This is a genomic window from Methanobrevibacter sp. (assembly GCF_045220775.1).
Taxonomy (GTDB): domain Archaea; phylum Methanobacteriota; class Methanobacteria; order Methanobacteriales; family Methanobacteriaceae; genus Methanocatella.
In genome coordinates this window covers 1-26,367 of the sequence record NZ_JBGUWC010000093.1, presented here as the reverse complement: position 1 = coordinate 26,367, position 26,367 = coordinate 1, and the positions used below count along the sequence as shown (strand labels likewise).

At 33.1% G+C, this 26,367-nt stretch carries 28 protein-coding genes, 1 tRNA gene and 1 other RNA gene; 9 read left to right on the top strand and 21 right to left on the bottom strand.

What is annotated here, in order from left to right:
- On the top strand, nt 1-1,821 hold a 1,821-nt coding region (locus tag ACJROP_RS05805), incomplete at its 5' end, for a DUF2070 family protein (protein ID WP_406534539.1).
- On the opposite strand, the gene ACJROP_RS05800 is transcribed toward ACJROP_RS05805, so the two are convergent.
- On the bottom strand, nt 1,816-2,088 hold the full coding sequence (locus ACJROP_RS05800; protein ID WP_406534538.1) for a hypothetical protein: 273 nt from the start codon (nt 2,086-2,088) through the stop codon (nt 1,816-1,818). The genes ACJROP_RS05805 and ACJROP_RS05800 overlap by 6 nt on opposite strands.
- Nucleotides 2,089-2,172: 84 nt before the next feature.
- Between ACJROP_RS05800 and rqcH the strand changes: the two genes are divergently transcribed.
- The gene (gene rqcH, locus ACJROP_RS05795) at nt 2,173-4,182 is read left to right on the top strand and encodes a ribosome rescue protein RqcH (RefSeq protein ID WP_406534537.1); all 2,010 of its coding nucleotides are present in this window, start codon (nt 2,173-2,175) and stop codon (nt 4,180-4,182) included.
- On the opposite strand, the gene ACJROP_RS05790 is transcribed toward rqcH, so the two are convergent.
- Nucleotides 4,179-4,898, bottom strand: a complete 720-nt coding sequence (locus ACJROP_RS05790; protein ID WP_406534536.1) for a metal-dependent hydrolase — start codon at nt 4,896-4,898, stop codon at nt 4,179-4,181. The two genes, rqcH and ACJROP_RS05790, sit on opposite strands and share 4 nt — an antisense overlap.
- A complete protein-coding gene (locus ACJROP_RS05785) occupies nt 4,898-6,064 on the bottom strand; it encodes a hypothetical protein (RefSeq protein ID WP_406534535.1) in 1,167 nt (388 codons plus the stop codon). The genes ACJROP_RS05790 and ACJROP_RS05785 overlap by 1 nt, the downstream gene beginning before the upstream one ends.
- A 186-nt stretch (nt 6,065-6,250) precedes the next feature.
- Here ACJROP_RS05785 and ACJROP_RS05780 point away from each other — a divergent pair, with 186 nt between their 5' ends.
- Nucleotides 6,251-6,457, top strand: coding sequence for a class III signal peptide-containing protein (locus ACJROP_RS05780; RefSeq protein WP_405268327.1), 207 nt, complete (start codon nt 6,251-6,253; stop codon nt 6,455-6,457).
- 191 nt (nt 6,458-6,648) lie between these two features.
- Here the strand turns inward: ACJROP_RS05780 and fwdF are convergent, their stop codons facing one another.
- From fwdF to ACJROP_RS05760, 4 genes are all read right to left on the bottom strand, one after another.
- Nucleotides 6,649-7,656 (bottom strand): tungsten-dependent formylmethanofuran dehydrogenase subunit FwdF, encoded by a 1,008-nt coding sequence (gene fwdF / locus ACJROP_RS05775; protein WP_406534534.1) that lies wholly within the window; start codon nt 7,654-7,656, stop codon nt 6,649-6,651.
- Nucleotides 7,657-7,664: 8 nt separating this feature from the next.
- Nucleotides 7,665-7,856 carry a 4Fe-4S binding protein gene (locus tag ACJROP_RS05770; protein ID WP_406534533.1) on the bottom strand — a complete coding sequence of 64 codons (192 nt, stop codon included), beginning with the start codon at nt 7,854-7,856 and terminating at the stop codon, nt 7,665-7,667.
- A gap of 94 nt (nt 7,857-7,950) precedes the next feature.
- Entirely contained in the window at nt 7,951-8,409 is a 459-nt protein-coding gene (locus ACJROP_RS05765; protein WP_406534532.1) for a phosphopantetheine adenylyltransferase, read from the bottom strand.
- Nucleotides 8,410-8,532: 123 nt separating this feature from the next.
- A complete protein-coding gene (locus tag ACJROP_RS05760) occupies nt 8,533-11,136 on the bottom strand; it encodes an Ig-like domain-containing protein (protein ID WP_406534531.1) in 2,604 nt (867 codons plus the stop codon).
- Nucleotides 11,137-11,638: 502 nt separating this feature from the next.
- On the opposite strand from ACJROP_RS05760, the gene ACJROP_RS05755 reads away from it, so the two are divergent.
- The 3 genes from ACJROP_RS05755 to ACJROP_RS05745 all read left to right on the top strand — a co-directional run bounded on the left by ACJROP_RS05755 (nt 11,639) and on the right by ACJROP_RS05745 (nt 15,308).
- Nucleotides 11,639-13,192, top strand: a complete 1,554-nt coding sequence (locus ACJROP_RS05755; RefSeq protein WP_406534530.1) for a radical SAM protein — start codon at nt 11,639-11,641, stop codon at nt 13,190-13,192.
- A gap of 99 nt (nt 13,193-13,291) precedes the next feature.
- The gene (locus ACJROP_RS05750; RefSeq protein ID WP_406534529.1) at nt 13,292-14,410 is read left to right on the top strand and encodes a pyridoxal phosphate-dependent aminotransferase; all 1,119 of its coding nucleotides are present in this window, start codon (nt 13,292-13,294) and stop codon (nt 14,408-14,410) included.
- Nucleotides 14,403-15,308: a cation diffusion facilitator family transporter gene (locus tag ACJROP_RS05745; RefSeq protein ID WP_406534528.1), complete on the top strand. Its 906-nt coding sequence runs from the start codon at nt 14,403-14,405 to the stop codon at nt 15,306-15,308. Before ACJROP_RS05750 ends, ACJROP_RS05745 begins: the two co-directional genes overlap by 8 nt.
- A gap of 9 nt (nt 15,309-15,317) precedes the next feature.
- On the opposite strand, the gene ACJROP_RS05740 is transcribed toward ACJROP_RS05745, so the two are convergent.
- The 9 genes from ACJROP_RS05740 to hdrC all read right to left on the bottom strand — a co-directional run bounded on the left by ACJROP_RS05740 (nt 15,318) and on the right by hdrC (nt 20,907).
- Nucleotides 15,318-15,401, bottom strand: a tRNA-Ser gene (locus ACJROP_RS05740).
- Nucleotides 15,402-15,465: 64 nt separating this feature from the next.
- Nucleotides 15,466-15,781: signal recognition particle sRNA (gene ffs, locus ACJROP_RS05735), an RNA gene on the bottom strand.
- Nucleotides 15,782-15,957: 176 nt separating this feature from the next.
- Nucleotides 15,958-16,317, bottom strand: coding sequence for a CBS domain-containing protein (locus tag ACJROP_RS05730; protein ID WP_406534540.1), 360 nt, complete (start codon nt 16,315-16,317; stop codon nt 15,958-15,960).
- Nucleotides 16,307-17,236: a 2-phosphoglycerate kinase gene (locus ACJROP_RS05725; RefSeq protein ID WP_406534527.1), complete on the bottom strand. Its 930-nt coding sequence runs from the start codon at nt 17,234-17,236 to the stop codon at nt 16,307-16,309. Before ACJROP_RS05725 ends, ACJROP_RS05730 begins: the two co-directional genes overlap by 11 nt.
- A 111-nt stretch (nt 17,237-17,347) precedes the next feature.
- On the bottom strand, nt 17,348-18,037 hold the full coding sequence (locus ACJROP_RS05720; protein ID WP_406534526.1) for a metallophosphoesterase: 690 nt from the start codon (nt 18,035-18,037) through the stop codon (nt 17,348-17,350).
- Nucleotides 18,038-18,046: 9 nt separating this feature from the next.
- The gene (locus tag ACJROP_RS05715; protein WP_406534525.1) at nt 18,047-18,574 is read right to left on the bottom strand and encodes a DUF2096 family protein; all 528 of its coding nucleotides are present in this window, start codon (nt 18,572-18,574) and stop codon (nt 18,047-18,049) included.
- On the bottom strand, nt 18,571-18,837 hold the full coding sequence (locus tag ACJROP_RS05710) for a DUF749 domain-containing protein (protein WP_406534524.1): 267 nt from the start codon (nt 18,835-18,837) through the stop codon (nt 18,571-18,573). Before ACJROP_RS05710 ends, ACJROP_RS05715 begins: the two co-directional genes overlap by 4 nt.
- A 198-nt stretch (nt 18,838-19,035) precedes the next feature.
- The gene (hdrB, locus tag ACJROP_RS05705; protein WP_406534523.1) at nt 19,036-19,923 is read right to left on the bottom strand and encodes a CoB--CoM heterodisulfide reductase subunit B; all 888 of its coding nucleotides are present in this window, start codon (nt 19,921-19,923) and stop codon (nt 19,036-19,038) included.
- 21 nt (nt 19,924-19,944) lie between these two features.
- Complete coding sequence (gene hdrC, locus ACJROP_RS05700) at nt 19,945-20,907, bottom strand: CoB--CoM heterodisulfide reductase subunit C (protein ID WP_406534522.1); 963 nt, start codon at nt 20,905-20,907, stop codon at nt 19,945-19,947.
- A 184-nt stretch (nt 20,908-21,091) separates the two neighbouring features.
- Here hdrC and ACJROP_RS05695 point away from each other — a divergent pair, with 184 nt between their 5' ends.
- Nucleotides 21,092-21,835: an archaeosine tRNA-ribosyltransferase gene (locus ACJROP_RS05695; protein ID WP_406534521.1), complete on the top strand. Its 744-nt coding sequence runs from the start codon at nt 21,092-21,094 to the stop codon at nt 21,833-21,835.
- Here the strand turns inward: ACJROP_RS05695 and ACJROP_RS05690 are convergent.
- The 3 genes from ACJROP_RS05690 to ACJROP_RS05680 all read right to left on the bottom strand — a co-directional run bounded on the left by ACJROP_RS05690 (nt 21,827) and on the right by ACJROP_RS05680 (nt 23,414).
- Complete coding sequence (locus ACJROP_RS05690) at nt 21,827-22,249, bottom strand: hypothetical protein (RefSeq protein WP_406534520.1); 423 nt, start codon at nt 22,247-22,249, stop codon at nt 21,827-21,829. The two genes, ACJROP_RS05695 and ACJROP_RS05690, sit on opposite strands and share 9 nt — an antisense overlap.
- A gap of 3 nt (nt 22,250-22,252) precedes the next feature.
- Entirely contained in the window at nt 22,253-23,170 is a 918-nt protein-coding gene (locus ACJROP_RS05685; RefSeq protein ID WP_406534519.1) for a hypothetical protein, read from the bottom strand.
- 88 nt (nt 23,171-23,258) lie between these two features.
- Nucleotides 23,259-23,414 (bottom strand): hypothetical protein, encoded by a 156-nt coding sequence (locus ACJROP_RS05680; protein WP_406534518.1) that lies wholly within the window; start codon nt 23,412-23,414, stop codon nt 23,259-23,261.
- 259 nt (nt 23,415-23,673) lie between these two features.
- Between ACJROP_RS05680 and ACJROP_RS05675 the strand changes: the two genes are divergently transcribed.
- On the top strand, nt 23,674-24,162 hold the full coding sequence (locus tag ACJROP_RS05675) for a deoxycytidylate deaminase (RefSeq protein WP_406534517.1): 489 nt from the start codon (nt 23,674-23,676) through the stop codon (nt 24,160-24,162).
- Here ACJROP_RS05675 and ACJROP_RS05670 read toward each other — a convergent pair.
- Nucleotides 24,159-24,656: a hypothetical protein gene (locus tag ACJROP_RS05670; protein ID WP_406534516.1), complete on the bottom strand. Its 498-nt coding sequence runs from the start codon at nt 24,654-24,656 to the stop codon at nt 24,159-24,161. The genes ACJROP_RS05675 and ACJROP_RS05670 overlap by 4 nt on opposite strands.
- 97 nt (nt 24,657-24,753) lie before the next feature.
- On the opposite strand from ACJROP_RS05670, the gene ACJROP_RS05665 reads away from it, so the two are divergent.
- Nucleotides 24,754-25,689, top strand: a complete 936-nt coding sequence (locus tag ACJROP_RS05665) for a 3-hydroxyacyl-CoA dehydrogenase (RefSeq protein ID WP_406534515.1) — start codon at nt 24,754-24,756, stop codon at nt 25,687-25,689.
- 10 nt (nt 25,690-25,699) lie between these two features.
- On the opposite strand, the gene ACJROP_RS05660 is transcribed toward ACJROP_RS05665, so the two are convergent.
- A complete protein-coding gene (locus ACJROP_RS05660; protein WP_406534514.1) occupies nt 25,700-26,155 on the bottom strand; it encodes a MarR family winged helix-turn-helix transcriptional regulator in 456 nt (151 codons plus the stop codon).
- Between the last annotated feature and the right edge of the window lie 212 nt (nt 26,156-26,367).

The window sequence follows — 26,367 nt, the reverse complement described above, 5'->3', positions numbered from 1 at the left end:
ATGTCAAGTATGAGTAGCGTTGCGGGGCTGTCAAAATATATTAAAACCCTGCCCAAAACTGAAATTTCAATTATGGCAATGCTTGTTATAAGCTTTATAATAGGCAGTACTTTTTATTTAATTGATTCCATACCAAATGTTGGGATTGTAGAGGATATCATTACTGGAGGAATATTCGGTCTGGTAGTATTAGGTTTTTCATCAGTAATGAGCGGAGCATTAAACCAACAGGTAATCAGCATACTTCATGGAATAAATTTAAAGATAAAGCATTCAATGTTTTTATCCGCACTCTCAATGACTATACTTGGCATAGTCATCATCATAGGATGCATAATTTCACAGATTTTCAACACTGATATCTTCTTAAATTCAATGATATTTGGATGCGTATTGATTTATGGATTCAATACATTGGTCTTCTGGACCGCAACCAAGGTAAGATTTGCAATAGCTGCAGTTACAGGTTTCATCCAGCCGTTACTAATTTTAGCAATGTATACTTTAATTACATTTCTGTTCATTGATACCAGTTTCATGGGCCCTGCAATAGTACAGATTACAATAAAAGCAATTATTGCAGCGGTGATATTTGTAATAGCCATTTATGCATTTGTTAATGTCATTGCATCACCATTCAAGAGAAATCTGGGAATCGGTGCTTTAGATTTATTAAGCTTATTTATTGCACATATGAATGAAGGATCCAATTCACTTGAAGGAATATTTGAAAATATGAGTGAAGCTATTGATACAATAGTTACCTTCATTAGCTTTAAAACAGAAGATGGAATTAAAGCATTATTCATTTCTCCATCTGTGCATCCGGGACCTTTAGGAGACATTGGAGGATCCAATATGCCGACTTTGCTTGCAAATAAATTCGACCATTTCACAATGGTTGCACATGGCCCTTCAACACATGATTTCAATCCAATCAAGGTATCCGAAATTGACAAAGTAGAAAAATCCGTAAGAAGAGGATTGGAAAAAGTTGAATATTCGCCAGAAGCAAGCAGATTTGTAAGGTATACTTCTGAAAAAGCCAAAATCGGTGTGCAATTCTTTAATAAAGGAATGGTTATCTTATCTACCTTTGCTCCTGAAGCGGTTGATGACATTGAATTTGGTGTCGGGCTTACAATGATGGCGCAAAGCAGAAGCCGCTGCAATGTTAATGATTCCATTATTGTAGATTGCCACAACTCATTTTCACCTGAAGGAGGAGAAGTATTGCCTGGAAACGCTGAAGTGTTCCAATTAATAGACGTCATCGATAGAATCGAATCTAATCAGACAAAGCATGAAATCAGAGTGGGCTGCTATGAAGATACAATGGGGTCTCTAGACAAACATGATGGAATCGGTGACAGCGGCATAAAAACAATGATTGTTGAAGTTGATGACCAAAGAACAGCATATGTCCTTTTTGATTCGAACAATATGGAAGTCGGATTCAGACAAGAAATCATTGATGCAGTAAGCGATCTGGCAATAGATGAAATTGAAGTTATGACCACAGATACACATACCGTAAATACAATTTCAAGAGGATACAACCCTGTTGGAATTACAAAAAGGTCAGAAATAATAAAATTTGTTAGATTAAGTATCCAAGAAGCAATATTGGATTTAGAAAAAGTAGAAGTTGGAACCGGAACTGAAAAAATTAAAGATTTGAACACATTCGGACCGAAAAATTCAACAGAACTCATCTCAACAATAAGTTCCGTTGTGGCCGTAAGCAGAATTATAGCTCCAGTCTTATTGATAACCGCCTTATTTATAGTATTCGTATGGTTATTCTTTGGAGGCTTATAAGTACATTATGAATAATGTATATGCTATAACCCAAGTAAAGTAGAATGGTGAAATTCCATCCCATAACCATTGGGAAAATCCGGAGATTTCCTCTCCAGCGATTTTTTGGCACAATTGGCCAATGAAATATAATATGATTAATGCTACAAAGAATGCAAGTATTTCGTTTTTAAAACCAAACCAACCAAGAGTTAATCCGGTTGAAAGAAGTGCTGCAAAAAGACCTGCAATAATATGAATAGTTGTAACTTTGATAGTTGTGTCCATTGATATCCTCCATTAAATTAAATATATTAATATAATTTTAGTTAGTTATAATATATTAAAGTATTGTTAAAAAAAGGTGTTATGATGAAATCCATGTCTAATGTAGATGTTTATACAATAAGTGATGAACTAAATAATTTATTAAACGGTGCAAGAGTTGATAAATCATTTCAACCTACCAAAGATATTGTAGTAATGAGATTTCATGTTCCGGGAACTGGTAGAATCGATTTGGTGATGCAGTGTGGCTCCAGAATACACACCAGCCAATATCCACTGGAAAATCCAACTACTCCTCCGACATTTCCAATGCTTTTAAGAAAAAGGGTTAAAGGAGCTCATGTGGAAAGCATTAAACAGCATAATTTCGACCGTGTAGTTGAGATTAGAGTTAAAAAAGATCAGTATTATACCATTATCGTTGAACTATTTGATAAAGGAAATATAATTCTTTTAGACGATGAGAATAATATCATTTTACCGCTTAAAAGAAAGCAATTGAGTGCAAGGGACATCAGTTCCAAAAGGGAATATGTATTCCCAGAAGAGCGAGGAATAAACCCCATCACTGTTGGTGAAAGTGAATTGAAAGAATTATTCAAGAATAATGATGATAGTGATGTTGTAAGAACCCTTGCAATGAACGGACTTGGGAGCCTATATGCCGAAGAAATCATCAAAAGGGCAAATGATAATGTTGAAGTGGATAAAAATACCCCTACAACTGAATTGACGGACAAACAGATTTCTGAAATTTATAATGCCCTTAGAGAATTATTCGATAACTTAAAAAATGGTTCAATTAAACCGCAGATTGTAAAAAAAGATTCCAAAGAGGATGTTATACCGCTGGATCTTGTCAAATATCAGGACTTTGAAAAAACATATTACACTAACTTTAATGAGGCCTGTGATGAATTTTATTCCAAAAAAGTAAACACGACAATCAAAGATGTGAAGGAAGCGGCTTGGAATAAAAAAGTAAACAAGTTCGAAAAAAGATTGAATTTACAACAAGAAACACTCGATAATTTTGCAAGAACCATAGAAGATAGCCAACATAAAGGAGAGGTTATTTATTCTAATTACCCTACAATTGAAAACATCATAAATGTTGTTAACTCAGCAAGAGGTAAAGACTACTCATTTAAAGAAATTGGAAAAATCTTGAAAAAAGCTAAACAAGAGGGCATGGCTGAAGCGCAAATTTATGAATCAATAGATAAGATGGGTGTTTTAACATTAGATATTGACAATACAAAGCTAATAATAGATCCAAAATTGACCATCCCTGAAAATGCTGAAATTTATTATGAAAAAGCAAAAAAAGCTAAAAGAAAAACAAAAGGTGCTTTAATTGCTATTGAAAATACTAAAAAGCAACTAGAGGACATTAAAGCTAAAAAAGACATTGCTATGGAGCATGTCGCAGTGCCTAGAAAAAGAGTCAAAAAGAATCTTAAATGGTATGAAAAATTAAGATGGTTCATCAGTTCAGACAATGTTCTTGTTGTTGGTGGAAGAGATGCTAATAGCAATGAAAGCATTGTAAAGAAATATTTAGAGCCAAATGACATTTATTTGCATGCAGATATACATGGTGCCAGTTCCCTTGCAATTAAATTAGGGGGCAGTGAGTTAAATGACAGTCTCCTTAAAGAATCTGGTGAGTTTGCAGCATCATTTTCATCTGCTTGGTCAATGGGCTTCACAACACAAGACGTATTCTGGGTTCATCCAGACCAAGTTTCAAAAACACCTGAAGCTGGTGAGTTCCTAGCAAAAGGATCGTTTGTCATAAGGGGGCACCGCAATTATATTCGAGGTGCACGGGTAAAACTTGCAGTTGGAATTGTAGATTATGAAGGAAAAAGAATTATGGCCGGTCCAATAGAAGCAGTCGAAGCACATTGCGATAATTATGTTGTCTTAAAACCTGGTTTTACAAAAAAAGAAGCTATAGCTAAAAAGATATTGCACAAAATTAATGAAGAGGACTTGTTAACCCTTGATGACATTATAAGAGTGCTGCCATCCGGAAAATGCGATATTGATGAGGAATATCACCAAAGAAAAAAATATGAAAAAAATTAATCCAGATAATCTTCAGGATTAAATTCAAAGTATTCATCAGGATTCATAACCACTACATCAATGTTAGGGTTAAACTGACTTACAAAATTAGCAAAAATTGCCGGATCTTGTTCTATAGGTGGGAAAGTATTGTAATGCATTGGAATGACTACTTTTGGATTCATCCACATTGTACCTAATGCCGCTTCAAATGGACCCATAGTAAATTTATCACCAATTGGAACCATAACAACATTAGGTTTATATATTGCACCTATTATATCTTTCATATCGCCAAATAAACCAGTGTCCCCACAGTGGAATATCTTAGTTCCATCTTCAAATGTTATTAAAAAGCTTGCTGCAGTGCCTCCTGGAACGATTTCTTCTACCATATCAATTTCAGAAGAATGTTTGGCCTCCAGCATAGTGAATTTAATATTTCTAAATATAAAAGACCCGCCAATATTAACACTAATGTTCCTAATTCCTTGTTTAGCTAAAAAGAGTGAAATTTCGTGAATACATGCAATAGGAGCATTAGTACTATTTGATATTTCCAAAGCATCACCAAAATGATCAGAGTGTCCGTGAGTCAAGAGAATTATATCTGGATGCAATTCCTCGACCGGAACTTGACAAGTTGGATTGTTGCTAATGAATGGGTCAATTAAAATTTTAACGCCATCATCACTGATTATTTCAAAAGCTGAATGACCTAACCATCTGATTTCCATTAAACAGTTCCCCCAACAGAACCAAGGATTTTTTCATCTAAATTGGCGGCAAGACTCCAAGTTTTTTCGAAATCTGCCCTAATATTTGAAATGGAGTTCCTATCCTCATATACTGCACCATATTCAAAGTCATTTTGACCTTCTGATATGATCATAGCATGAGAATCATCGGTTATCAGATTGACTGTATGGACTTTAGGAACGGTTTTAATATGAACTCCTTGTTTTAAAAGAGAAGTAATTAAAAACATGTAAGACATATCTGAAATATCAAATTCGTCAATAATTACTCTGGAATAAATTGAAGGAACATGAGATAAAAATCTATCAGATAAATCGTTTAATGAAGGGATTTCCAACATTATCTCTTTATTAACATAATTAGCTAACTTATCAAAAGCTTCCTGTGAGGTTATTAACCCATCATTACATATCACATAACTATTAAGTGATTTTGGAACAGGCAGGCTTTCTGGATTGTTAACGTCGATTTTGATTTCTCTTTCAGGAAGTTCAGGAGATACTAATTCTTGAGCAGAGATTATTGGTTCAGAAGGAGTATCTTCTAATAATGCCTTTTGAATTTCATTAGATTTATCGTTTTCAATAACAAAAGGAGGGATTTCCTCACTTAGATACTCAGTTTGGCGTTTTTTAGGCACTCTAGTGACTTTCAATGGCCTACCGTAATTAGGAGTAAATACTAACTGTTTATCTAAATCTACTTCTTTTTCTTCTCTATCTACAACATTTAAAACAGCTTTAGGATTATCTTCAAAAGAATCCCCATAATATTCAGTATTTAAATCATCAGGATATTCTTCAATGATTAATTCCTCATAATCCAAATCATTATATTCATCATAATCATCATAATCTTTACGAACTTTTAAAGGCCTAGCATCATTACTGGATTTCTTTTCTAAACCGCCTAATGATGGGGAATTAAATTCTTTAGATTCTAAAAATTCTTTAATCATGTTTGTTGTTCTGTCTGCATTAGAATCAACAAAATAGCTGACAATTAATATCACTCCAACGATTGAAATGATTAATCCAACCACTAATAAAATATCTATTAAGTTATACACACTTGTCTCATATGCAATGAGAACACCAATTACAAATAAAATAAAACCTGAAACTAATTTTATTGTATTTCCCACGATTTCACCCTTATCAATTATTAATCACTCTATTATTTAACTATTATATAATATTTAACTCAACATTTATAAAGTTAATGGAAAAAAGCACGAAAATTAGGTGAAAAACACCAAAAAGTAATACTTTTTATAGTAAATAGTAATATTAATATATCAAAAAATTAAATTAAATAATGGTGAAAAACTATGAAATCAATGAAAAAATTTATCAACGAAAATTCTGGTCAAGGTGCCGCAGAGTACATTTTACTCTTCGGAGGAGTATTGGTTATTGCATTATTGGCATTAACCATATACCGATCTTATATGGAAACAAGTGATGTCAGCTTGAAAGCAAAGGATGACATAATAGACGTCAGAAATACAATACTTGACAATAGGACCCATGTATAAAAAATTAGACAATAGCGGACAAGGAAGTGCTGAATTAATCTTGATTGTTGGAGGATTAATCGTTATAGTGCTCCTTGTAGGAAGTTATATATCAAATATGACTGATAAAACGCAAAACAATATAAAAAATTTGTTAAAGACAGAAAGAGATTTTTTAATAAATAAAATATGAAAATGGAGAGTAATACTCTCTATTTTCCAATTAAAGTGTTTAAAATTTCCTTCCAGGATTCTGAATTAACATTAGTTAATTTCATATCGGTCCTGGTTAGGATTCTAATATTCTGTGGACATGCGCCAACACAAGCACCACATAAATTACAGAAGTCTAAATTAGTGACAGATTTTCCATCAACAATGCTAACTGCATTACATGGGCATACATCTTGACAAGCATGACAAGAATCGCCTTTACAGATGTTTTCTTCAGTTTCAACCAATTCTAATTTACCTTCGAATGGTTTTACTACTGTAATTGCATCAACTGGACAAATTTCAGAACACCATGAACAATTTACACATGAACTTTCTAAAATTATTGTTTCACCAGTAATTTCTGGAACGTCAATATCTTCTGCATACATGCAAGTAGAACAGATTTGTTTAATTGCATTTTCCGGACATACCCTTTTACATACTCCACAGAAAATACATTTAGATAAATCTACTTCAATAGAGTTATTTAATTTATCTACATTAGATGCAGGAACATTATCAATTATAATGGCTCCAGCAGGACACAAATCTGCACAGAAAGAACAATAGATGCATTGATCCTTATCTATTTCAATTTCTCCTCTAACTAAATCGACTGGATTAGGAAGATTTCTCTCAAATAAAATTGAATCCCTTGGACAAACTTCATTACATCTGCCACAGTATATGCACTCTTCATCATCAACTTTTGATTCTGTTTCCCAAATTGGATAACTTTTATTATCTTTAATGGATTCCCCATTAATTTCTAAGGATAATGCATCAAAAGGACAAGCTACAGAACACAATCCACAAAATACACAGGAATCTTGATTTACAGAAACTAAATCCATTTCAATCAGTCCACGTGCGATTGGGACAACAGGACCTAATCTTAAAGAAGATGTTGGGCAAACGTCAGTACAGATTCCGCATCCTACACAGTTTGCATCTTTGTACGATAATTTACGGTGCTCTTCACCTTTTCTTTCTATATTAAACATATTATCCCTCATGCTTTGGAAATAGCTTGATTTGGACAATTTTGTATACAAAGATCACAATCATCACAATTTTCAGGAACGATTGCTACATCCCCATTTTCTTCAATGATTGCTCCTTGTTCACAAAGTTTAATACATAACCCTTGCACTGGACAATCATTTATATGTCCACATTTATCAGCATCAATTTTAACTGCCATATAACCACCTCAAAGTCATACATAAAAAAATTTTTTTATGTTAATCTATAATTTATCGAAATGCATTAATAAACATATCGATTATTTTTTTAGATTATTCTATGAAATTCCCATTGCGAGTAATTTCACCACGCCTTATTCGTGTTGAAGATATGGGATTTCCATCATAAGCCAGCACAAAACTAACAACAACAATATCAAGAGGTTTCATACCTTTAGAAACTCTAATCTCATTAATTTCAACTGCTGTGGGCTCGGTCTCTTCACTAACAACGATAGCATCAAAATCACTATCATAGATAGTGGTTCCATAAGCATCATTTAAAGGAATAACAACAAAATTGGATTTATCTGAAAAAAAAGACTTAAGATTACCCATCCTCTCCTCACAGGAATCGATATCTCCTTTTAAGCCTCCGAATTCATCAGAAGTAACACCAATCTCAATTATTTCACCAAGCTCGAAAGCAGTTGATAATAATTTTTTATGTCCGTCATGAAACTTATCAAAAGTGCCACCAACAGCAACTTTATTATATCTCTTAGAATTCATAATATTGTCCTAATAGTTTGCTGAGTAAATATTTATTAAAACTATTATAAATTGTTAGCTATTAAAAAAAATGAGTTTAAAAAAAATAAAATGAAATTTAAAAAAAAAAATAAAAATAGTTAATTAGAATGAAATACTTGAAGAGTATCCATATAACTTATAGGACTTTGTATTCCAATTAACTACTTTTCCTAACGAGTTTCTAGAACTTGTTGCATCACTTACTTTCCAAGTATTTCCAATCAATACTTGAGCCCAAACATGCCCATATGTACCTCCGCTAGTGAACGTACATTTACCATGACCATATCTGGCAGCAAGTCCTGCAGATCTATACATTGCCACAAGTAAATGTGAATGATCAACACAGTTACCTGATTTGGCTTTTAATGTGCCTACAGCACCATGTTTTGTGTCATAGTAGAAACTATATGAAATTGTATCTCTAACATAATTAAAGATTGCAGTTGCTTTCTGTTTTTTAGTTTTTAAGCCTTTAGTTAACTTATCTACTAGTTGTTTGATTTTCTTGTTATTTACTTGGCAATTTTTAGTTGCTAGTAAATATGCAGTCAAATCCTTAATAGTGTTCTTAGAGTTCAAACTAGAAGATTTGCTGGCAGTTGAAACAGATTTAATTTCAACATATGATGGCATTCTATGATTATCTCCATAAAATGTTACAACTCTAGCAAATGCATAAACAGCAGGATTATAACCGATTTTTCCAATTTTAGATCCTACAACATTAGGCATTTTACCGTTAGAGTCTGCACTTTTAACAAGACTTTTTGCAACAGCAAGATAATTATTTAAATTGCCGGAACTATATGTTGATGAAGGATTGCTTGGATTATCAATATCCTTAACAAGAATCCTTGCTTTACTACCAGATTTTAAGTTAATTATGGCTTTAGATACTAAATACATATACTCTGCTGTAGAGTAAGTAACACCACCGATATTAACAGTTGATGGTAGTTTATGATTTTTTTCAATGTATTTTTCAACATTGTCTGATGCATCTATAAGCTGTTTAATAGTTACAGAATTCACAACATATATCTTTGATGAACCAGAATAGGAATCTTTAGAGTACGTAATCTTATGAGTACCATTAGATAAAACTCCTAAACCTACTTTAGCAACACCATTTGAGTTAGTGCTTACAGTGTATTTCTCACCATCTACAGTAAATGAAACCTCAGTACCCTTGATTGGATTATTTTTATAATTCAATACTTTAACTGAATAAGAAACACTTGAACCTGGTGATACATAAAGATCACTACCTACAAATTTTGTTCCTTTAACTGACACATGTTTACTTACAGTACTTGATTTATAATGCTTATCTGAAACCACGGTTTTTATGGCATAATATCCAATATTAAGACCTACACTCTGCTTAGCAATACCTTTAGAATCGGTTTTATGAGTATAAGATTTTCCGTTAATAGTAAATTTCACTTTTACGTTTTTAAGAGGGTTTCCTGATTTATCTTTTACACTAGCTTTATAAACAGAACCATCTTTATAATCCATTATTAAATCCCCTGCTGACAGTTTAACAGTTTGTTTAGTACCGACATATAATTTACTAGACCCGGAAGACTTTGAATAAAATTTATCTCCAGAATAACTATAACTAATAGAATAAGTACCTTTCTTAAGACCTGAGAGAGTAATAGTGGCTTTCCCCTTTGCATTGGTCTTAGCAGTTACTTTTTTATTGTTATATTTGAATGTTACTTTTTTACCTTTAATTGGAACATCATGTTTTGATTTTAAAGTAACAGTGAATGAATGTTTTTTATTCGGAGTCATGAATGTACTAGAACCGTGTTTAAGAACAGTACCGTCTTTTTTAGAAATATACTTTTTAGATACGGATTCCTTAGAGTAAGGATTTTTAACAGTAATAATATATTTCCCTGGAGCTAAATTAACTGGTAATTTTGCAACTCCATTTTTATTTGTAGTTTTGGTATAAGTCACTCCATTTACTTTAAATGAAACTTTTGTATTTGCTAATGCGTTATTGTTTTTCCAAAATGTTACTGAATACTTGGAAACACGTCCATAGTATCTGGTAATGTCACTTCCACTAATAGATGATAATACTTTAACTTTCTTTGAAAGAGTTGAAGATGAATAACTTGTACTTCCCGCATAAGTCAATGCGACAGTATAAGATCCCTTTGCTAATGCTTTCGTTTTAATAGAAGCAACACCATTACTATTACTAACAGCAGAATAGGTTTTACCTTTAACTTTCAAAGAGATTTTCTGATTACTAATAGCTTTACCGTCTTTATCTTTTAAAGTTACCTTGAAATATGTAGCTGATTTAGCATAATGTGTATCAGATACGGATAACTTTGTAGATACTTTTGTAGAGCCACTAGATGATTCATCACTACTTGAAGCAGACAAAACATCATTATCAGATGATTTTTCATCAACGCTTACTTTATCGGAAGTTTGGACTTGCCCATAACTATCCTCATAAGTGCTTTTTAAGGCATCATTATCAAGATAATTATTCAAATCATCATCATGAGAATTAACTATATTAGTTTCTGAGATAGAATCCTCGCTAGAAACTTCTAATTTATTTTCTACAGATAATGCATCAACATTATCGGTTGCTAAATTTGAATCTTCTGTATTTGAAACATTATTTAATTCTGTTGCACTAACTGCACCTACTAAAAGGAACATCATTAATACAACTGATAGTAATAAAGTTTTGTTTTTTATCGAAATTTTTCCACCTCTTGGTTCTCATTACGAAAATTTTAAGTAAAATATGATTATACTAAAATATAGTATTTCATAATGAGTGGATAAAGATATATGATTTTATCTTATATAAATGTTTTTAAAACTTTAAAATCTAAAAAACCCATTTAAATCTATTAAATCTTTTAAAATAGATAGAAATCATATATTAATTTAAAATAAAAGAACAATTATAGTGAAATAACCTTAGATAAGATTAAATATCTTGAATTTTACTTAAAATTTTTACAAACTCATGAATGAGAATATTTGAAAAATTGAAGCTTTTATAAGAAAATTCAGTTAAAATTTAGATTTTATAGAAAAATTGGATAAATTATTGCTTCAATTAAAAAAAATAAAACAAAACGAAGTTATAAAATTAAAAATAACGAATTTAAGTTAAAAAAAGAAAATTCTTCAAAAATGAAAAATGGTTGATTATATGCTATATGAAAAAAATATTTTCAAAAAAAATATCCGAAAAATCGATATTCATTTTGGATTAACCTATCCCAATGTTTATAGGACTGCGATGTCCTCATTAGGCTACAATATATTATATAATCAAATTAATGAACGTGAAGATACTTGGTGTGAGCGAATAATTTTTCCTAGCGTTAATTCAATGGAATCAAATACTCCTCTCAAATATTTTGACGTAATAAGCTTTTCCATCCAGTTTGAAGAGGACTATTTTAATGTTTTAGAAATGCTAAAAAAAGCTGAAATACCACTCAAAAGAAATGACAGAACAAAAGATGACCCCTTAATCATAGCAGGTGGTCCAAGCGTGACTGCAAATCCTATGCCATTGTCAGATTATATTGACCTATTCATTATTGGCGAAGGGGAAAATATTATAAACCTATTTTTTGATAAATATCGTGAAGCCAAAGATAAAAATCTAGAAAAATTTTTAGACCTGCCGGGGATTTATATTCCCGAATTTAACAATAAAACAAAAATCAATATTGTCGAAGATATGGATGAAGCATACCATATCACAGAACCAATCATTAGCAAAAGCGATGATGAAAATTACCAGACCATATTTAATAATTCAATAATGCTGAATGTTTCAAGAGGTTGTACAAGGGGCTGCAGATTTTGCATGTCAAGTTATCTCTATAGGCCCATGAGACAAACCGATTACAAGAAGTTGATTGAAATCGCCATTAAGAATCGTGAAAATACAGGGCTCAATAAAATTACATTGATTGGAGCTGCAGTTTCAGACTACAATGATTTGGAAAAATTGATCATTGGTCTTGAAAGTGAAGGTTTTCAAATTTCAACTCCATCGTTGAGAATCGAATCAATAACCAGAGAAACTTTGGAATCACTTAAACGAAGTGGACTTAAAACAATAACCTTGGCACCCGAGTCAATTGACAGGTTGAGAAAAGTAATCAATAAAGATATACTGGAAGAGCAAATTTTTACAGTAATAAAAGATGCTATTGATCTTGACTTTAAAATAAAATTATATTTCCTGATTGGCATACCTGGAGAAACCATGGATGACATTGAAGAATTATGTGAGTACATGAAAAAAATAGCCAATATGCATAATAGCATTAAGAATGTGAAATTCAGTATAAATCCCGTTATTCCAAAACCCCATACGCCATTACAATGGGAACCATATGATTTTAAAGACATTAAACGAAAGACCAGGTATATTCAAAAGGAAATGCGAAAATATAACATTAAGTGTGAAAGTCCTAAAAAAGGATTAGTTCAATATATATTGTCTTGTGGAAATAGGGGCATTGGTGCAATTATTGAAAAATCGTTGACAAAACAACCTACACTGAAAGAATGGAGAGAGTTAACCCCAAAATATGATATTGATGATGAATTGCCTTGGAGCAAAATTGATGTTGGTGTAGATGAAAGATTTTTGAAAATAGAAAACAAACGATTGAGAAATTTGAAACAAACTCCATGGTGTGAAACAAGTCCATGCTATAATTGTGGAGCATGTGAAAAATAATTTCTAGAAAAAAATAAATTTCCAAGAATAATAAGAATTATTGCAATAATAATAATTATATAATAATAACAACTAAGAAAATAATAAGAGGGAAAAATTATGATAAATCCTGCAACTAGAACAAAATCAATTGAACTATCATTAATAAGAAAAATGTTTGAAGTGACAAACCCTGATGCAATAAATTTAGGGATCGGCGAACCTGATTTTAATGTTCCGGAAAATATTAAGAATGCAATGAAAAAATCAATTGATGAAAACGATACACATTACACATCCAATAAGGGAAATATTGAATTAAGAGAAGAAATCGTTAAAAAATTTAAAAATGATAATGGAATAGATACTAATCCGGAAAATATCATTGTTACAGTAGGTGCAAGTGAAGCATTATTCATGTGCGCACAAGCATTTATTGAAAAAGGAGATGAAGTTTTACTTCCTGATCCAAGTTTTCTTTCATATGAAGCCTGTGTAAAAATGGCAGAAGGTACAATAGTTCCCGTAGACTGTACAATGGAAAATGAATTTAAATTGAAAGCTGAGGACGTTCAAGAAAAAATAACTGACAAGACAAAAGCAATTATCATAAATTCCCCGTCAAATCCGACTGGTGCAGTTATGGAAAAGGAAGATGTTAAAGCTATAGCGGATTTATCAATGGATGAGAATTTCCTAATCATTTCTGATGAAATTTATGAAAAAATCATTTACGACAAAAAACATTACTCCCCTGCAAAGTACAGCGATAATGTAATCACATTAAACGGATTTTCAAAAACATATGCCATGACAGGACTTAGAATTGGCTATTTAACAGCAAATGAGTTTAATACTGAACAATTGCTTAAAATACACCAGTATAATATCGCTTGTGCAAATACAACTGCACAAAAAGGAGCATATGAAGCATTGACTGGACCTCAAGATGACGTTAACAAAATGGTTAGCGAATTTCAAAGAAGGCGTGACCTGATTGTAAGACGTTTAAACGAAATGGGATATGAAACCGTCAATGCTGAAGGTGCATTTTATGTGTTCCCAAGAATTGAAGATGAAGATTTTGTCATGAAAGCTGCAAAAGCAGGAGTAATAACAGTTCCTGGAGTTGCATTCGGATTGAATGGTAAAAACCATGTACGCATGTCCTATGCAAATTCCTACGAAAATATTGAAAAAGCAATGGATATCTTAGAAGAGCGTGTAGTTAATGGATGAATTTAGAAGCAGAGGTGGGAAAAAAGCAGCGACTGTAGCAATCATTGCAAACTGCTTTTTAACCGTTTTTAATATAATCGTTGGATTGATGTCCGGTAGTTACGCATTAGTGTCTGAAGGAGCGCATACATTATCTGACGTTGCAACCACAATTATTGCCTATGCAGGATTTAAGATTGGCCAGAAACCTGCAGATGAAGAGCACCCAATAGGACACGGCCGTGCAGAAGCAATAAGCGGGCTGGTAATTGTATTATTTTTAACTATGGTTGCTTATGAAATAATAACTGGAGCATTTAATAAAATACTTAATCCATCCCTCATCACAATTCCAGACACATTAGCGGCGTTAATGGCTATCTTTGGAATATTTACAAACTACGCAATCAGTAATTACATTATAAAAATTGGAGAAGAAATCAATAGCCCCGCCATAGTGGCCGATGGAAAACATCAAAGGACAGACATATTTTCATCCATAGCGGTTTTGGTTGGAGTTGTTGTATCAAACATGGGATATCCCATCTTAGATCCTATAGTGGGTTTCGTCATTGGACTGTTGATTTTAAAAACCGCTTATGAAATAGGAAAAGAGAATATAGATAATATTATGGGTAAAATCCCATCCGAAGATTTAATAAGAAGAATAGAAAAAATTGCCAATAAAACACCTAAAGTACACAATGCACATGATATTAAAGTAAATTATTTCGGTTCTTATGCTACAGTAACATTACATATTCAACTTGATGGAGATATGACTGTTACAGAATCACACGAAATAGCTCACCAAGTGCAGGAAAATATTGTAAAGAAAATACCAATGATAAAATCTGCAACTGTACATGCCTGTCCAATTGGATTAGAGTACAACCATAACCAAGAAATAGATGAATAAGATTAAAAACGCCGGGACGGGGATTTGAACCCCGGAGGTCGTGAGACCATCGGATTAGCAGTCCGACGCCGTACCAGGCTGGGCCATCCCGACAGTTAAAAAAACAAGTATAATAAGATATATTGTAAAAACTTATTTATAAACTTAATTATTTATTTAAATGGCGTGTTCAAAAGTGGACTAATCTCAAAAATATAAGTGATCTAAAAAACCCAACTCCGCCCCGCGATTCTACAAGCATTGAATGTTAATAGTAAAGCTGCTCCCTTCCGGGCCTGACCCATTTCCATATCAAAGCTGACTAATTTTTACCCTCCAGTAAAAATCTCATCACCACCAATCCTGTAGGACGAGGTTTCTATGCTGTTTCTCTTAGGCTTACATTCTCTCAAAAAGCCGCCTTTTGAACTTCGACCGCACCAAAGGGGGTGTGTGCTTACAGAGGACCCCTAACCCTCCAGTCTAGCCACTAATAATATATGATGTTAATGATATATAAATGTTCGTTAAAATTAATTACTGGAAATTAAAAGTATTACTGTAAAAAAAATATAAAATCAAAAATCGAATTTTCTAGAAAAGAACTATGGTTACTGTAACTGCTTAAAAAAAGGCAAAATTAAAAAAAATAGAGGATAATTCAATTTAATTAAAAAATTTCTTGAATAATGTCCCCATCAGAAATAATACCAACTAATTTCCCATCTTCAACAACAGGAAGTTGATTCAATATTCCGGAAGATGCACCATCTTTCATAATACTGATTGCTGTTTCAATATCATCTTCAGGAGAAACGGTAACTACCGGTTTAATCATTATTTCTTTAACGCTGGTTCCTAATTCATATTTATCCAAAATTAAATTATGACCAACATCGGTTGCAGTTATAATTCCTACTAATTTTTCATCTTCAACAACTGGAAGAGAACTAATCTTATTTTTCATTAATTTCTCAAATGCACATACTACATCCACATCACAGGCAGTAGTTATTACATCAGTTGTCATTATTTCTTTGACTTTCTTGCTCAACACTGTCTACACCTCCAAATTTTTCCAGTATATCATTTATCATGATATCTATAGTTTCATTAATATCTACATTGTTGATTATGCGAGCATCATGAATTTCTGCTTGTTCTACTAAAAAATTTTGTGTTTTTCTAATAGCTTCAAAGTTTTCCATATATCTTTCAAGAGATCTTTTAACCCAAGGCTGCCTGCATCTTGAATAAAATCTTTGTTTATGCGATTCCTCATCATCTACCGTTAAAGTAAATATAATTATGTTATTATTATCCATTAAATCCTTTCTGATGAAGCCCGGAACTACATGAACACCTTCAATAATTGTGCTGATTCCTTCCTTAACGGATCTCTCAATAATAGCTTCAATACCTACATTTACAACTTCAACATGACTGATAAATCCTTCAATAACCGGGTCTGCCCTAATTGATGGGGTTCTAATGCTTTCATGAGCATCAAAACTGGATTTATGGATAACCGGGCTTAGCTCTTTTGATACAATTTTACGCATTACTTCACGAATCATATCTGTACTGATAAGATTTTTCAATCTTAAGCGACTAGCCAGCTCAAAAGCCATTGAGGAAGTGCCTACGCCAGATGCTCCACCAATTAAAATGATTAATGGCTCTTTAGACTTCCTTAAAGATCTCCAATTTTCATATTTTTTTGCAATTTTTGGGTCTACTCCTTTTAAATGGTTTAAAACAACATCTGCCAATTCATAACTGGAAATTTCAACAACATTATTTTTAACTAGTTCCTCTTCTATGTCACTAGCTAAATCATATGCCCTTTCAGTCCCAATATCTGCAACATTGAGTGAACGAGACATTATTCCTTTAGAAAAGGGTTCTTTGTATTTTTCACCATCTACATTTCCAGTAACCCAAATCATGATATCACTCCACGAAGTAATGTTTAAAATTAATATTAAATAAAATTTGTTATTTGATTTTTAAGAAATGATAAAACTAAACAAAAATAGAAAAAAATAGATGAAATATGGTTATTCATCTAAAGAAATGATATCAATGTCATAATTAGAACCATCTTTAATATCAATTAAGACAGCACCATTATCTTTAAGCATTCCAGGATTTGCCACATCAGTAGTAATTCCAATCTTACTAAGTGATCTTGCTTCATGAATATGACCGCAAAGATTTATTTCAGGTTCAAATTCATGAATTGATTTCTGAATGCCTGAACTGCCCACATGTTCACCGTTTTCAACCCTATCAGCTTCAGTATTGAAAGGTGGAGCATGAGTAACAAGTATTCTTACTTTTGGAACTTCTGTATTGTAAACATAATCATAATTGGCTAATAAATCATAAACTGCCCTATAAATCTTATCATCATCCATTTCACCAGGGGTGTCGAATGGAGTTGGATTGGATCCGCCAAAACCGAATAATATTGCATCGCCATAAGCGACAATATTATTATGAAGACAGAATGCTACATCATTAATAGCATTACAGATTCCGGTTGGGTCGCAGTTTCCAGGAATAGCCATCACATCTACACCACAATCAGCTATTTTGTTAATAAATGTGGCGACAAAATCCAAAGGTCCGAAATTGGTAATATCACCTAAAATCAAAACTAAATCAATATCATTATTATTCAAATAAGTGTATAAGTTTTCATTTTCTTCGCCGTGTGCATCACTAATAGCTAATATTTTAGTCATAAAATCACCTTAATCTTCTAAAAAGAATGACCCCATTTCTTTTAAACCAAATTGGAGGTCTCCTTTATCACCGTGTAATTGAACAGTCACATCATCCTCAAATTCTATGATAAGACCATTCCATTCTGCAATTTCTTGAACTCTCTCTTCAGCCAAAGGAACTCTTAAATTAATTCTGCCTGTAGTTAAACCTGGAGGAGTGTTTACAAGAAATCTTGACCTTGATTCAGGAAATTCAAATAGCTCTTTTCCTTGCATGACCTGTTTTAGTAAATCAAGCCAATAATCAACATATTCTTCATCCTCTTGTTCAGCTATAGATAAAAGAGTAGCTTGAATATTATTTAAAGACATTTCAGCTTTAGCTAAACCATTAATCAATTCGGGATGGGTAGGGTCTCTATGATATGAACTGATAGTAGATCTAATTATTCCCATCTCGGGGTTAATTCCTTGAGGGATTTCATATCCCTTTTCACTCAAATCAGCGATGAGCTTATTAAGAACTAACCAGGCCTGTTCAGAGGGTAAGCTCATAAATGTCCACCTATAATTTTTAAAGTAGTATGATTGATTTGGGCATCCGCATCTTTTAGCTCTTGTTCAATTTCATCAGTGCTTGAATATGCATCTAAGAATAAGACATGATGAGTAGAAGTACCAGCAATGTTTAAAATAGCTATTTCATCTGAAGATTTGAGTTCTCTTTTGTCGATAGTTGCTTTGAATTGAACGTAAGGTTCATATTCTTCCGGAAGGTCAGCATATTTAAATATACCATCTAATGTTGCTACAAACATAATTACACCTCTTAAATATATAACACTTAATTTTCTTTAATTAATCATATATAAACATGCTTGCAAATAATTCGTATGATTACAAACAAAAATAATTTGTAATAAAAAAAAGTTATCAAAAAATGATAACTTAATCCGAACTGTGTTTTCAATGCCTAAAAAAAATAAAAAATAAAAGGATTGAAAAAATCCTTAAATCTATTCACCTAATGCTTTTTTGATAGCAGGGGTTGCATCAATTTTTTGAGCATCGAAGGTTAATTCTTCAGCTGATAATCCCATAGCTAATCCGTATAATTGAGCTAAGTGGAATACAGGAAGTGCAAAGTCAGTTCCGTATCTTTCGTTAACTTCAGTTTGACCTTGGTCAAATTGCATGTGGCAGAAAGGACATACGTTAACGATTGCATCTACGCCAGCTTCGGTCATGTGGTCGAGTTTTTCTTTAGTGAAACTAGTAGTTACGTCTAAGTCTCTAGCTCTTAAACCTCCACCAGCACCACAACACATCATTTTGTCTTTGTAGTCAACGGATTTTGCACCGGTGATTTCTACAAGGTCATCTAAAATGGATGGGTTTTCAGCTTGATCTTCAATACCAATAGTTTTGGTTGGTTTTAAGAAGTGGCAACCGTAGTGAACAGCTACATTTAAGTCTAAAGGTTTTTCGATGAGGGAAGCTAATTTTTCGTATCCGACATCATCTCTTAAAATTTGAGCGAAGTGTTTTACTTCAATAGTACCTTTGTATTCTCTTCCGATTTCAGCTAAGTTAGCGTTAATTTTAGCTTTTTTCTCTTCATCTTCTTTTAAAATGTGGTTACATTCGAATAAGGAACCGAAACATCCGTTACATTCAGTCATGATGTCAGCTTCCATGTCTTCTGCAAGAGTTAAGTTACGAGCTGCGATAGTAGCCCAGGTCTCTTCATCAAAAGATCCGAATACACCAGGAGCAGGACAACAAGATGCTCCTTCCATGTCTTTTAATTCAATATCTAATGCTTCAAATAATTTTCTGGTTGCTTTTTCAACACCAGGATAACGGTTGTTCATAATACAACCTAAGAAGTATGCGATTTCCATATTATAACTCTCCTCTTAAATCTATTCTTTTAATCCGCCGGTTGCTTCATCATAACCGATTAATTCGTCGAATGCAGTAATTTTACATAATTTTTGTACTTCTTCTAAAGCTTCAGGATAAGTGTGAGTTGTAGGTGGCAATTCAGGAAGACCGATTTTTGCCCTTAAAGCTTTAACATTGTCGTTAATAGGTACAGCGTGACCAGTATTCATTACAAATACACCAGTCATTTTGTGTGGTTTTGCCATGTATCCAGCGTGAGCTGCAATGTTACGTGCTTTTTTGATAATTTCCACAATTTTAACGCTTCTGAGACATCTTTCTTGGCAAGTGTAACAAGTAGTACACATCCATAAAGCATCGTCAGTGATAACTTCATCTTTTAATCCTAATAAACATTTTCTGACAATTTGTCTTACTTTGTATGGAGTTCTTCTTCCAGATGGGCAACTACCACTGCAGGTACCACATTGGAAACAGTGTTTTACAGTTTCGATTCCAGCATCAATGAACTCAGCGGTGAAATCTGGATCACGATTACTATCATTTAATAATTCTGTATCAGTCAATAAAGTCATGGTATCTCTCTCTTTATCTTTATTTGAATCCTCATCAGCTTCTTTTACATCTTTTTCAGCTTCAACTTTCTCGTGAATTTCTTCCTTGATAGTCTCAACTTTTTCATGAATTTCTTCTTTATCAGCCTCAACTTTCTCGTGAATTTCTTCCTTGATAGTCTCAACTTTATCCTCTTCAGGATTGATGTCATCAGAAGCTGAATCTTCAACACTGTCTGCTGATTCTTCCACAGTTGCTTCTTCTGCCTCTACAACTGGTTCAGCCTCAGTAACAGGTTCTTTTTCAATTTGTGAAGATGTAACTTCGACATCATCAGATGTGTTTAATACATCATTATTGATGTCTGTTTCTTCTTTCTCAATATCTCCTTTAAACAAGGTTTTAAGACGATTTATTATAGACATTAAAAACACACCTCAGATTTTCATAGGATTATTTCCTCTAATCTATACTAATATTCTTTAAAAAACCATATATAAAGGTTACTAAAATTTTGAGCCGTGTAATCAAAAAGGTTACACTTTATGAAAAATTTTTATAAACCTAAAACGACTAAAATTAACATAACAAATAGTAGGATAGACATAAATGATAAAAAAATTCGAAATCAAATCACATGACGGACCTGGAAGAATCGGAAAAATCGATGGCGAAATCACTCCAAAAATATTTTTTAAAGATGAATTAAAAATCGCTCCAAGCGAAGGATCAGCCCATAACATTGACCGTGAAATTGCCGAGTTCAATGTAGCTGAAACATTAAGGCTTGCTGAAGAAAATGTCGATGAATGTGATGTTGCAGTTATTCAAGGGTCCAAATACACTGATTTGAGAATTGAATGCATGAAAAAGCTGGAAGAAATCGGATATAACGGATTCATAATCGCCAATGGGGATGCATTGCTTACAAACTCCAGAGACCTTGTTGAAATTGTTGTATCCCTTAAAAAAGAAGCCAAAAAGACAAGCTACTTCATTTTCCCGTTCACTGAAATTTCATTCATGCCTATTTTGACATATATGGGAATTGATGGATTTCTAGCCGATTCTGCAAATTATTACAGTCATTTGAATGTCCTGCAGACACCAACCAAATCATACGATTTGAATACCTATCCCATTTATGAAGACATCACACAGGAAGAGCTGGAAAAAAAGAATCTTGAGAATATGGAATTTGTCATAAAAGAGATTCATGCACACATGAAAAACAGATCCTTGAGAAATCTTGTAGAAGAGCGTTCAGGCACCACACCACAAAACATCTCAACCTTAAAGATACTTGACAGAAACTATATGGATTATCTACTTGAATACACTCAATTATTTTAAGATTTTAAGTGATGAAACGATATTTTTGAACTCGCGCTCGGATTCGCCTGAAACGTCAAGGGTTCTAAGTTCAAAGATATAGATATTGCCCTTTTCTATGAAAACGTAAGTGTGGATGTCAAAGTTGATTTCAGGAGTATCCATATTTGCATGAAGCTTGATTGCGTCCATATCTGCAATTTGTGTGAAATCTGAAGCTAAAATGACTCCTCCATCATCCGAAATTGCATCTTCCATGAATATCTTGTAATCATCAAGGTTAGTCTGAGTTGGAAACATGACTGCATTGATAAGGTTATCCTCTCCTTTGGACAATGTTGCAATGCAATCCGGATTGGACAAAATGTCTGCCTTTTCGGCTTCCCACTCATCGGGATATTCAAAGGTAATGTAACCTGCATTGAATGTTTTCATAAACTAATCCTCTTTAGGTGTCACTTCGATTGTTTCAGGCTCTTCTGATTCTTCCAGGGTGTCAATGTATTTGGAAAAAGGTTCTGGAAGTTTCGGCATTACCTCTTTTAGGATTTCAGCAGCATCAAGTTCTAAGGCCTGGCCTGCAAGCAACTGCTCAACATCAAAGTCAAATTCAAAAGGCTTAAGCAAATCGTCAACAGGCACTCTTAAATTAATCTTTCTTTTATTCAATACCATCTTGAGGGTGCTTGTGTTCCTGATTTGCTCGTTCATGTCCTCAACAGTAGACTTTATCTCATATGCTATTGCCTTGTTCTTCTCATTAACTTCCTGCTTGGACTTTTCGATGGATTTTTCCAAACCTTCGGCAAGCTCGGCATTCCTTTTGTTGATGTTGTCCCTTGCCTCATCGATAACGACATTGATTGCATTCAAGATAGACTTGTTAAGTTCGACATTATAGGCCAAAATCATCTTATTCTTATAGTCAAGCTCTTTAAAAATAGCTACACGTTCATCGTCAATACTAGTAATCTTTTTGTTTAGCTCGTGAATCTCATCCTTGGCTTTGATAAGCTCTTCCTTATCAGTCAATTGTTCCTTTAAGGAATCGACATCATCGAAAAATGATGCCTTGAGAGTCTGAATCTGCTGTTCCAATGTAGCGATTTCAGCATCTTTGGCTTCAATAGTGTGTTTGAATTCATCGAGCTTTGCATCGGAAAACTGATTGTCCATCAATTTTTCATAGTCTTCCTGCGCCAATACTTTAACTAAGTCACCATCCTCAAATGAATCCTCTTTTTTGAGACTGACCTGTTTTTGCTGAGATTCCTTTTCGACAGTATTTCCGTCCTTATCCTTACTAGTGTATTTTTTAGTATAAACTCTAACAGTTCTAAATTCATCACTTTCCATTTAAGACACCCACTCTATATTAATAAATAGATTTGCTTAATTTAAATAGTTAATGATTAAAAAAAGAAAAAAAGAGAAAAAAATAATTTTATTCCTTCTCTTTTTCCATCCACAACAACATTGCCTCTTCAATCGCCTTTGAGTACCAACCTGTTTTAAAAAGCATCTTATTGGAGGCAATTTTTCTGAAATTCAAGTCAATGTCATTATTGATGCTTATTGTTACGCGTCTGTTACGAGTCATACAAATAGATTGTGCATACTGGTTAATAAATGCGCCAGTGTTTTTTCAGGGCAGTTTGACATGTGAAAATTAACATTGAAATTTTATTGAAAAAACAGAAATAAAAATAATGCATTCAATTTAATTAACATTAACACCAATAATATAACAAGGAAGAATTGGTTGAAATGATGAATGTTTTCACTGATTATTCAAAACAAAATATAAGATGTGATTTAATTCTTAAATAATTATTTTTGAAGGAAAGGAGATGGAATAAATGGTAGATGAAACATCCATAAATGAAAATAATGCAAACCGTATGAGCAAAACTGAATATTACCTTGCAATAGCCCTTGCAGTATCAAAAAGAAGCACCTGTTTAAAAAGGCGCTACGGAGCGGTAATAGTCAATAACGATGAAATAATCAGTACAGGTTATAATGGAAACCCAAGAGGAGAAGAAAACTGCTGTGATAGGGGAAACTGTAAAAGAATGAACCTTCCATCAAATTCCGGCAATTATAATGATTGCTTTTCAGTTCATGCAGAACAGAATGCAATGATCAGTGCAAGCAGGAATGAAATGCTTGGATCAACAATTTATCTGGCTGGAGAAAAGTATGATGAGGGAGCTTGGGTAGAAATAGAAGATGCAGAACCTTGTCCGATATGCTTTAGAATGATAAAAAACTCAGGAATTGACGAAATAGTTAGCAAGAAAGGGATTTTGAAACTACGCAATCCTGTTTGTAACGAATGTTCTTAATCAATTGGAAGATTTTTAGAACGGACCAATTGTTTTAAAGTATCCAAATCCCTTGAAACAATTGAAATTTTTTCACCATCGATTTCGGCAGTATACACGCAGGAATTAACATATTCAGAAATAGTATAATTTTTCGCAGCCTCCTCTACATCAGGAGAAACGACTTCCTCAACCTCTGGAGAAACTATCTCTTCAACCTTTGAAGAACGGGGTTGAGGTTCAAATCTATCCATTTGAGATATTGCAAGATAAAATCCTCTAAATTGAGGATTTCCCAATTGTCCTTCTATAAACCATTCAATAGGTAGATTTTTATCCAAACCAACTGTTTTTGATGCTTTGATAAGGGATTTATGAGTTTTATATGAATTTAAAACAAGCAATAACTCTCTTTTAAAAGTATTGAACTGAAAAGTTCCGTGTTTCAACTTGTCATGTAATAATTTTGATTTTAAAATATTATTTCTTCTTTGTAAATTATTTAATGCACTCATTAACACTATTTTTGTAATTAACACTTAATAATCTTATAGTTTATATAGGTCAAAAAACAAATATTAATTTACAAGTAAACTAATTGAGGTTTGAAAAATGAGTATAAAAAAAGTCGTTGTTGCAGGCGGAGGAGTACTCGGAAGTCAAATTGCACTGCAAACAGCCTATTGCGGATTTGATGTTACAATTTGGCTTAGAAGTGAGGACTCCATAGAAAGGGCTAAACCTAAACTCGAGAGATTCAAAAACATTTATGTCGATACTCTTGAAGCAATGAAAACTGATCCAAGTGCATATTGCAGAGGTTTGGCTAAAAAAACAGATTTGACTGTTGAAGAACTTGATGAGTTAAAAGAGCAAGCCCAAAAGGCTTATGAAAGCTTGACCCTAACAACAAGTTATGAGGAAGCTGCAGCGGATGCAGATTTAATCATTGAAGCAATCGCTGAAAATCCAAAAGAAAAGATAGCATTCTACCAGGAACTGGCAAAGCATATGGAAGAAAAAACCATTTTGGTTACCAACTCTTCAACATTGCTTCCATCAATGTTTGCCGAATATACCGGAAGGCCTGAAAAATACCTGTCACTTCACTTTGCAAACACAATTTGGGCAAATAACACCGCTGAAGTAATGGGACATCCCGGAACTGAGCAGAAGTACTACGATGAAGTAGTCAAATTTGCAGAAGACATCAACATGATTCCTTTAAAACTTAAAAAGGAACAGCCTGGATATATCTTGAATTCACTCTTGGTTCCATTTTTGAATGCCGCTCAGGCATTGCTTGCAAATGATGTTGCAGACCATGAAACAATCGATAAGACTTGGATGCTGGCCACCGGCGCACCTGCAGGACCATTCCATATTTTAGATATTGTCGGACTTACAACTGCCTACAATATCGTAATCATGAATCCTGATTCACAGGACCCGGAAACTACTCCTGGAAAAATAGCAAAAATGCTAAAAGAAAAAATCGATGCCGGTGAAACCGGAATTAATGCTGGAAAAGGATTTTACCAATATTAAAATCCTTTTTTTACTCTTTTTTTAAATTTAGTTCAATGGATCTTAATGTCAATTCCTTACATGTCTCCAAGAATTCAGGGTCTAACTCATTTAAACCCATTTGGGTTATCCAACTTCTGTTTATTTCACCAAGTATCGGAAGAAAATTTCTGCCCTTTTCAGTTAATCTTAAAACATAATTACGTTTATCTTTATGAGATTTTTCACGTGAAATCCATTTTTCACTTTCTAGTTTTGTAACCGCTTTCGTGATTGCCCCTTTTGTTAAATACATACCATCAGATAAAGCTTTTTGATTTAGTTCATCATTTTTATTTATCATTAATAAGCATAAAGCCTGTAGTAAATTTAAATCATATTTTGAAAGCTCATCATTGAAGAATTTATTTTGGTTCTTGTGAAAAATGAATAAAATATCTGCTAGACGATTGGAGTCATACAGCCCCATTCTTTTTTCAAATTCCATAAAGTATAATATATCTAAACAATTATTTAAAACTTGAATAGAAAAACAAATAAAAACATTTATATAATATTAAAATATAAGTATTATACGATGTGAAGTAAATTTCATGTCTGACAATGAAGACATCAACCATTTTATAATCTCCAAAATGTTAGAATATGTTTCATTATGGAAGTAGAAAAACACTACTACTTCCACTCCCCCCTTTATTT